Source organism: Candidatus Binataceae bacterium (genome assembly GCA_035500095.1).
GTDB lineage: Bacteria > Desulfobacterota > Binatia > Binatales > Binataceae > JAKAVN01.
In genome coordinates, this window is the sequence record DATJXN010000142.1 from 1 (window position 1) to 7314 (window position 7314).

A 7314-nucleotide genomic window follows, 5' to 3' on the forward strand; every position below is an offset into this window, starting at 1 on the left:
GCGGTCGGATACTTCGATGCGATCTCGGCCATCGATGCGGCCACGCACAGCACGAACGCGCTGACGATCGGCCATCCCAGCGTGTTGATCAGCGGACCGCCGTATTTGAGCCCATAGCCGTAAAGCAGAACCGCGCCGGTAAGGATCGAGATGATCGAAAACGAAACCGCGAAATTCGAAAACCCACCCATCTCGCGCAACAACTCCTGCGCGTACCCCAGCCGCCGCAGGTAATCGCGATCCTCGCGCAGGATTTTTTCGCGCCCAGTATCCATGGCTCCGCCTCGCGGATGGTGCCTGAGTGCGCGATTCGGGGAAAGCAGTCAGGCAACACTGAAGTCCGGTACTCCCAGTGCCCTCCTGAGTTGTCATTCCCGCGGATGAAGCGCGCGGAGCGCGCGTCGAGAACTCCGCGAGGAATCCCGGGCTATTGAGGCTTCAAAGTACCGCCCTGCCTCGCATTGTTGGCATCCTCACTCAGTCCGCTTTACGCACCCCGCACGGCGCGCAATTCTGATTCGATGGCCGACTCCGCGCAGAGCGAGGCACACGTCGAGGGCACCCTCGACCACGTCCTCTACGTCAATGATGAGAACGGCTACGCGGTCGCGGTCATCAAGACCTATGCCGAGCACGGCGATACGAAGAGCGTAACGATCGTCGGCAATTTTGCGGGCCTCGAAATCGGCTCGGGCATCCGCGCCCGCGGCCGCTTCGAGAAACATCCGCGCTTCGGTGAGCAGTTCAAGGTCGAGGACTTCGAGACCCTCCGCCCAGCCGGAGTGTTCGCACTCGAACGCTACCTCGCCTCCGAAATCCACGGAGTAGGTCCCGCGCTCGCGCGGAGAATCGCCGAACACTTCGGTGAAGAGCTGCGCGAAATTCTCGACAACACTCCCGAGCGCGTGCGCGAGGTGGCCGGCGTGGGCCGGGTCGTCGCCAGCCGCATCGTCGCCGCATGGAAAGACTCCTCGGGCCTGCGCGAACTCACCGTGTTCCTGCGCGGCCATGGCATCGCGGCGGCGCACGCCCGCCGCATCCACAAACGCTACGGCAAGGACTCCCTCGATGTCGTCCGGCGCGACCCCTACGTACTTGCCCGCACCATCCATGGCATCGGATTTCGCACCGCGGATGTAGTTGCCGAGAAACTCGGGATTCCCAAAAATTCCATCGAGCGCGCACGCGCAGCGATCTTGTACCTGCTTGAACGGATGGCTGACGAAGGTCACGTCTATACCGCCCGCGAATACCTCGAAGGGCAGTTTCAGTCCGCTCTCGAGATGGATGCCGATCTCGTCCCGCGCGCGCTCGAGGAGCTGGCCGCCGCCGGCGACGTCGTTGTCGAAGATGCCGACGAATACACCGCCGTCTATCTCGCGCGTCTGCATGCGGCTGAAGAGAACGTCACCCGGCGGCTGCGCGCTCTTACCGCCGGCCGCCCGATGAGTGCGCAAGTCGCAGAGCGCGCGCTCAAGAAGGCCGCGGCCGCGGGCGGTATCACGCTTTCCAGCGAGCAGATGCGCGCCGTGCAGACGGCGCTCTCCAGTGCGGTGACGGTGATCACCGGAGGCCCGGGCACCGGCAAGACGACGATCCTCAGATCCCTCCTCGTCGCATTGGCCGATGCGGGCCTCAAGCCGACTCTCGCCGCTCCCACCGGGCGCGCCTCACGACGGCTCCAGGATGCGACGGGCCGCGATGCGCGCACGATCCATCGGTTGCTCGAATACTCGCCCGAGACCGGAGGCTTCGTGCGCGGCGAGAATTTTCCGCTGCGCACCAACTACCTGATCATCGATGAAGCCTCGATGATGGATGTCGAGCTGGCGTCGAGCCTCCTCTCCGCGCTGGTGCCGAATTGTTCGCTGGTACTGGTGGGCGACAAGGATCAGTTGCCGTCGGTCGGTCCGGGCAGCGTGCTCAAGGATGTAATCGCGTCGGATCTCGTTCCGGTCGTGCAGCTTCGCGAGGTTTACCGGCAGGCGCGCGAAAGCCGCATCGTCGCCAACGCGCACGGCCTCAACAAGGGCTACTTCCCCGACGTCTCCAACGATCCCGAGGGCGACTTCTTTTTCTTCGAGCGCGCGTCTCCCGACGAAGTGCTTGCAACGATCAAGCAGCTCGTCGGCGAGCGCCTGGTCGGCAAGTTCGGCATCCGCGGTCCGGCGGATATCCAGGTGCTGACCCCGATGAATCGCGGCCCCCTCGGGACCCACGCGCTCAATCGCGAGCTGCAGCAGTTGCTGAACCCGGCGGGACGCGGAATTCGCGCGGGCGATCGCGATATTCGCGAAGGCGATCGCGTTATCCAGCTTCGCAACGACTATGAGAAGGCGATCTTTAACGGCTCTATCGGCAAAGTCTTGTCGGTGGATACCGAGAAGGGCAAGGTCGGTGTCGCGTTCGAGGAAGGACATGCCGACTACGATCAGTCCGAGCTCGATGAACTGGGACTCGGCTACGCCATCTCAGTGCACAAGAGCCAGGGCAGCCAATACCCCGCCGTGATCGTGCCGGTGCATCCGAGCCACTACCTGATGCTCCGGCGCAACCTGCTCTATACCGCAATCACCCGCGCCGAGCGCGTCTGCGTGCTGGTCGGCACCAAGCCCGCGCTCCAGCAGGCTGTGCGCAACCAGGACGAACGCCGCCGCGCCACCCGCCTCGCAGAGCGCCTGCGCATCAATTGAGCGAGCGTTGGTCCTCTGTGTAGACAGTGCTATAGTCGTGTCTACACAGGTAGATCGATGCCGCTCAATATCAGGAACGAGAAAGTAAATCGCCTCGCTACGAAGCTGGCGGCGCGTAAGCGGCTGAGCAAGACTGAAGCCGTGAAGTTGGCGCTTGAAAATGAACTGCGTCGCTCTGAGAGAGACTCCCTGAAACAGCGAATTCGGCCTCTGCAGGAGAGGGTTCGGGCCTGGCCCGCCACCGGTCTCGAAGCAGATAAGGCTTTCTACGACGAGTTGGAAGAAGAGGGATGATTTTCCTCGATGCTTCCGCGATCGTCGCGATACTGGCCGAGGAAGCCGAGTCCGATATGTTGCTCGATTCATTGGAACAGGATCTATCTCGTAACACTTCTCCACTGGCAGTCTTCGAGGCAGTCGCGGCTCTGGCTCGCAAACGCCGGGTTGCCGTCGAGCAAGCAGAAGCGACGGTGCGCGACTTTCTGGCCAGGGCAGGTGTCGAGGTGCTTTCGCTGACTGATAAGGACGCGGACACGGCAATCGCCGCATTTTCAAGATACGGTAAAGGCCGCGGCCACCCCGCTCAACTCAATCTGGGCGATTGTTTTGCCTATGCCATGGCGAAAAATCACCGGTGCGCTCTGCTCTATAAGGGAAACGACTTCGCCGAGACCGATGTGCGATCTGCCGCCGGCTCGCGCTAGCTAATGCTCCTCTGATCGCCGCAGCCCTCAATGCTGCATGCCGCCGGCCACCAACACGATCAGCACCACCAGCGCGGCCAGCGCCGCAATCAACAGCAGGACCGCCGCGAGCGCGCGCCACGCCGAGAAGCGATTCACCTCGCCGATGCATTTCATCTGCACGATGAAACCCCACAGCGTCAGCGCGAAGTTGAGCAGACCCAGCTCGATCGTCGAACCGGACATGACCGGAATCCTGCCGTGCCTGAACTCCGGCGGACTCAGCACGCCGAACAGGACCAGCAAGATGCTCGCGCTCGCCGCCGTGATGCCGGGGACGCTTGACCATGCCAGGGCAGCGCGCATCTCCACCAGCGAGGCGACCCCGCCCAGGATTCGGCAGGGTATCCGAACCAGCCACGCCCCGATGTAGATCCCGATTACTCCGAGGAAAGCGCCGAGCGCGACCCCGATCACTACCCGGATCGGAAAATACGCGCCGACCGAACCCGGATGAGAGAGCGCGCGAAACCATGCCAGCTCCAGTCTCTGCAATGCTCCGCTAACCATCGCCAGTCCGATCACGCTGCGAGTCGGATCGTCGTTGACGATCTCGCGTATCGTCTGGCGCGGCTCGACCCAGACTGAAAAGAGCGGCTCAATCGAACCCGGCATCGCCCCGCAGCTTATCGAAGTCACAAACCCGTAAGAAATCGCCCGCAACCTATCCGGGTCCTGTTCCGTCTTGATCGTGGAGCGGCTCTTTCATGGCCCCCCGGCGGGGATGGCGCGGACTTGTCCCCCAAACAGCGCGTGCCTCCCCGCTATCTTCCTTTCCGGTTCCGCGCCCGGGTTCCGCAAATCAGATCGATCGCCGAATCGGCGAATCGCTCCAGGCTCGCCCGCGAAGTCCCCGTGCGTGCCCTTATCGCCAGCGAATAGAGGGCCGCGGACGCCATCTTCGCCAGGGTCGCGGGATCGAGGCTGCGGGAAATCTCGCCGGCCTCGCGCGCCGCGCGCAGCCGCGCCTCGAATGCATCGTCAATCTCGTCAAGGCCCTCAGCCAGGTCCTTGCGCACCTGCGCATCGTTCACCGATTCGGTGACCGCGGTGCCAATCAGGAAACATCCGCGTTGCTTCGCGCTGCGCGGCAGGTAAAGGGCGAGCGCCGACTGGTAAACGCGATGCAACGCCTGCCGGATCGGCAGGTCGTAACGCAGCGCGTCCTTCATGCCATCGCGCGCGATGCGGCGGTAGCGATGGAGCAGAGTCCGGTAGAGCGTGTGCTTGTCGCCGAATGCTCCGTACAGGCTGGGCCGGTTCATCCCGGTCGCCGCGACCAGGTCGTCGAGCGAAGTTGCCGCGTAGCCCGCATTCCAGAACACCGCCATTGCCTGCGCCATCGCGGTTTCCGGATCGTAGGCGCGCGGCCGCCCCCGTTTGGAAGATGATTTTTGTACCATGTTGGACATAAATCCTTGACTCGTATTAATTTTATGCAGTACGGTACAAAAATCAATTCCCAGGAGGCTCTTCCATGGATCTTTATTTCTCTCCCTTGGCGTGCTCGATGGCCACGCGGATCGCGTTCTACGAGGCGGGAATCGATGGCGGCTTCGTGGCGGTCGACACGCGCGCGAAACGGACCGCCGACGGCGCCGATTTTCTCGCCGTGAATCACATGGGCCAGGTCCCCGTGCTGCGGACCGACCGCGGCGAGCTCGTGACCGAGAATCCCGTCGTTCTGCAATACGTGGCAGACCAGAAACCGGAATCAGGGCTGGCGCCGCGCGGCGGGATGGAACGTTACCGGCTTCAGCAGTGGCTCAACTTCGTCACCTCCGAGCTGCACAAGGTCGTGTTTGTTCCGCTGCTCGATCCCGCCATGCCCGAGGCGGGCAAGGCCTATGCTCGTCAGAAGGCGGAACAGCGCCTTGCCTACCTGAACACGGAACTGGAAGGACGCGAATTCTTGCTCGATCGGTTCACCATCGCCGATGCCTACCTGACCACGGTTCTGAACTGGACCAAATATACTGGCATCGACCTGGCGAAGTGGCCGGCGGTCAAGAACTACATGGACCGGATGTATCAGCGCCCGAGCGTGGTTAGAGCGCTGGCGGAGGAAACCAGGGCCTACCAGGAACAGGAGGCGCGCCGCGCTTCCCGGTAGCGCCGCTTGCTCGCGTGTGTGCCGGAGGCCTCAGCGGCCGGCCGCTGCTGCTGAGGTCTCCTGATGCGCGCTCATGCGTCGATTCTGTGCCGCAACGATCGCGCGCTTGCGCAGGCCCCAGAGTAGCGCGATTGGACGATCAGCCGCGTACAGTTTGAAATTCGAGAAGTCGCCCGGCTGGTCGCCTTGCGTCACGAGCACCTTGCGGTCCTGAAGTTTGAAGATCGCACGGTCGTAGCGCGCGGCCATCGTCCCGGCGATGGTGCTGAGTGCTCCGTTCCACTGCAGATGATGATAGCGCGCGTATATCCATGATTGCTCCGAATCGATCGGCGCGAGCGCATAGTTGACGTAAAAACCGCCGAACTTGATCAGCGCAAGCGAGGGAAGACCGAACCATGCCTCGATCGGCGTGTCCTTGCGCAACCATCCCGGCCTCTCCCAGCGCATCGTGGCCTTGAACGATACGACCTCGCCTTCGACACGCGCATCCATGTCGTCCATCCGCGTCCCGATTCCAGGCAGCATCGTCTTGTGCAGGATTGGAAAGTGATGGAAGTCGGCAAGGTTCTCGAGGATTCGCAGGTAGGGAGCATGCGCCACGTAGTCGTACTCCGCGGTGCCGGCGCCCATCTCGGTCGCGCCCGGAAGCCACGGGATCTCTGCCGCGGGTTCGCCTGCGCCATTCCAGTACCAGACCAGCCCGTGCGCCTCGCGCACTGTGATAGGCGATAGGTCGAACCCGTCGGGAATCGATGCATTCGCGCCGTTGGCCGGTATCAGCACGCAGCGCCCGGCCGAATCGAAGCGCAGGCCGTGATACGGGCATTCGATACAACCCTCGCGAATCTTTCCGGTGCTGAGGATCGCCGCACGATGAGAGCAGCGGTCGGGCAGGCCCGCGACGCGGCCATTCTTGCCGCGCCATAGTGCGAACCGGCGTCCGAACCGTTTGATACCGATTGGCCTCGCGGACGTGACCGCGCTCGAGGGCGCGATCGCGTACCAGTAGTCGGGGATAAGCTCCGCGGACTCGAATGACGGCAGATTCTCGTTCATCGGGGGTTCTCCTCTGTGGCGCGCGGCAGCATCCCGCGGACCGCCATCGCAACACTCTGTGAGATTTCGGTGCTCATCGTTTCCAATGTGAGGTTGGCCTGTGTTGCGTATGCGATCGACCAGGTCAGGCAGATCCCGTACAGAAGACCCGCCGCGCGCGGCGAATCGATCTCCGCCGCCAACTGCCTGCGCTCTTTCAGCTTGTCAATCATCGCGCCGAACATTTCGATCATCCGCGCGTCCAGCGCGAACATGCGCGCGCCGAGGGTTTCATACGATGCGATCGATGCGGCGAACACTTCGCGCCACAGCATCCGCTCCTCGGCCGCGATGCTCTGGATGAAAGCGTCGGCAAGGGCAGCGATCGCTTCGACCGGATCCGCCGGCGGAGCCGCGAGGATACGCTCCGCAAGCGCGATGACGTGGTCTGAATCGCGACGCATGATCGCCAGCAACAGGTCATCTTTGGAAGGAAAGTAGTTGTAGAGCGTACCCACCGCGAGGTTGGCTCGCCCCGCAATATCCTCCATCGCGGTGCCCGCGTACCCTTTGCGATCGAAGAGATGACGCGCAGCGACGAGGATTCGCTGTTCACGATCCTGCTTTTGCCGATCGCGCTTTTTCAGCGGCGTAGTTTCTAAAGATGAATCCATTCACTTTTCTTTGTAGCTCGACCCAGCGTCCCTGTCAAGAAAGATGAATTGGT

At 62.6% G+C, this 7314-nt stretch carries 9 protein-coding genes; 4 read left to right on the forward strand and 5 right to left on the reverse strand.

Features of this window, described 5'->3' with window-relative positions; all coding sequences use genetic code 11:
• The coding region (locus VMI09_15565) for a hypothetical protein (protein HTQ26105.1) at nucleotides 1-275 on the reverse strand (275 nt) is incomplete at its 3' end.
• Between the two features lie 246 nt (nucleotides 276-521).
• On the opposite strand from VMI09_15565, the gene VMI09_15570 reads away from it, so the two are divergent.
• Genes VMI09_15570 through VMI09_15580 form a run of 3 tightly spaced genes read left to right on the forward strand, consistent with a single transcriptional unit; the run spans nucleotide 522 to nucleotide 3397 of the window.
• Nucleotides 522-2693, forward strand: a complete 2172-nt coding sequence (locus VMI09_15570; GenBank protein HTQ26106.1) for an ATP-dependent RecD-like DNA helicase — start codon at nucleotides 522-524, stop codon at nucleotides 2691-2693.
• A 57-nt stretch (nucleotides 2694-2750) separates the two neighbouring features.
• Nucleotides 2751-2987 (forward strand): type II toxin-antitoxin system VapB family antitoxin, encoded by a 237-nt coding sequence (locus tag VMI09_15575; protein HTQ26107.1) that lies wholly within the window; start codon nucleotides 2751-2753, stop codon nucleotides 2985-2987.
• On the forward strand, nucleotides 2984-3397 hold the full coding sequence (locus tag VMI09_15580) for a type II toxin-antitoxin system VapC family toxin (protein ID HTQ26108.1): 414 nt from the start codon (nucleotides 2984-2986) through the stop codon (nucleotides 3395-3397). The genes VMI09_15575 and VMI09_15580 overlap by 4 nt, the downstream gene beginning before the upstream one ends.
• Before the next feature lie 27 nt (nucleotides 3398-3424).
• On the opposite strand, the gene VMI09_15585 is transcribed toward VMI09_15580, so the two are convergent.
• Together VMI09_15585 and VMI09_15590 are read right to left on the reverse strand one after the other, a co-directional pair.
• Nucleotides 3425-4051, reverse strand: a complete 627-nt coding sequence (locus VMI09_15585) for a Yip1 family protein (GenBank protein ID HTQ26109.1) — start codon at nucleotides 4049-4051, stop codon at nucleotides 3425-3427.
• Between the two features lie 149 nt (nucleotides 4052-4200).
• Nucleotides 4201-4779 (reverse strand): TetR/AcrR family transcriptional regulator, encoded by a 579-nt coding sequence (locus VMI09_15590; protein HTQ26110.1) that lies wholly within the window; start codon nucleotides 4777-4779, stop codon nucleotides 4201-4203.
• A gap of 167 nt (nucleotides 4780-4946) precedes the next feature.
• Here VMI09_15590 and VMI09_15595 point away from each other — a divergent pair, with 167 nt between their 5' ends.
• Entirely contained in the window at nucleotides 4947-5549 is a 603-nt protein-coding gene (locus VMI09_15595; protein ID HTQ26111.1) for a glutathione binding-like protein, read from the forward strand.
• A 30-nt stretch (nucleotides 5550-5579) separates the two neighbouring features.
• Here VMI09_15595 and VMI09_15600 read toward each other — a convergent pair whose 3' ends face one another.
• Entirely contained in the window at nucleotides 5580-6608 is a 1029-nt protein-coding gene (locus tag VMI09_15600) for a Rieske 2Fe-2S domain-containing protein (GenBank protein HTQ26112.1), read from the reverse strand.
• Nucleotides 6605-7261, reverse strand: a complete 657-nt coding sequence (locus VMI09_15605) for a TetR/AcrR family transcriptional regulator (protein HTQ26113.1) — start codon at nucleotides 7259-7261, stop codon at nucleotides 6605-6607. The genes VMI09_15600 and VMI09_15605 overlap by 4 nt, the downstream gene beginning before the upstream one ends.
• Nucleotides 7262-7314: the final 53 nt, after the last annotated feature.

What these genes read in the sequence shown, in the direction of transcription:
- VMI09_15595 (HTQ26111.1), top strand. Translation starts at nt 4,947, where the DNA reads ATGGCCACGCGGATCGCGTTCTACGAGGCGGGAATCGATGGCGGCTTC.
- VMI09_15580 (HTQ26108.1), top strand. Translation starts at nt 2,984, where the DNA reads ATGATTTTCCTCGATGCTTCCGCGATCGTCGCGATACTGGCCGAGGAA.
- VMI09_15575 (HTQ26107.1), top strand. Translation starts at nt 2,751, where the DNA reads ATGCCGCTCAATATCAGGAACGAGAAAGTAAATCGCCTCGCTACGAAG.
- VMI09_15605 (HTQ26113.1), bottom strand. Translation starts at nt 7,261, where the DNA reads ATGGATTCATCTTTAGAAACTACGCCGCTGAAAAAGCGCGATCGGCAA.
- VMI09_15570 (HTQ26106.1), top strand. Translation starts at nt 522, where the DNA reads ATGGCCGACTCCGCGCAGAGCGAGGCACACGTCGAGGGCACCCTCGAC.
- VMI09_15600 (HTQ26112.1), bottom strand. Translation starts at nt 6,608, where the DNA reads ATGAACGAGAATCTGCCGTCATTCGAGTCCGCGGAGCTTATCCCCGAC.
- VMI09_15590 (HTQ26110.1), bottom strand. Translation starts at nt 4,779, where the DNA reads ATGGCGCAGGCAATGGCGGTGTTCTGGAATGCGGGCTACGCGGCAACT.
- VMI09_15585 (HTQ26109.1), bottom strand. Translation starts at nt 4,051, where the DNA reads ATGCCGGGTTCGATTGAGCCGCTCTTTTCAGTCTGGGTCGAGCCGCGC.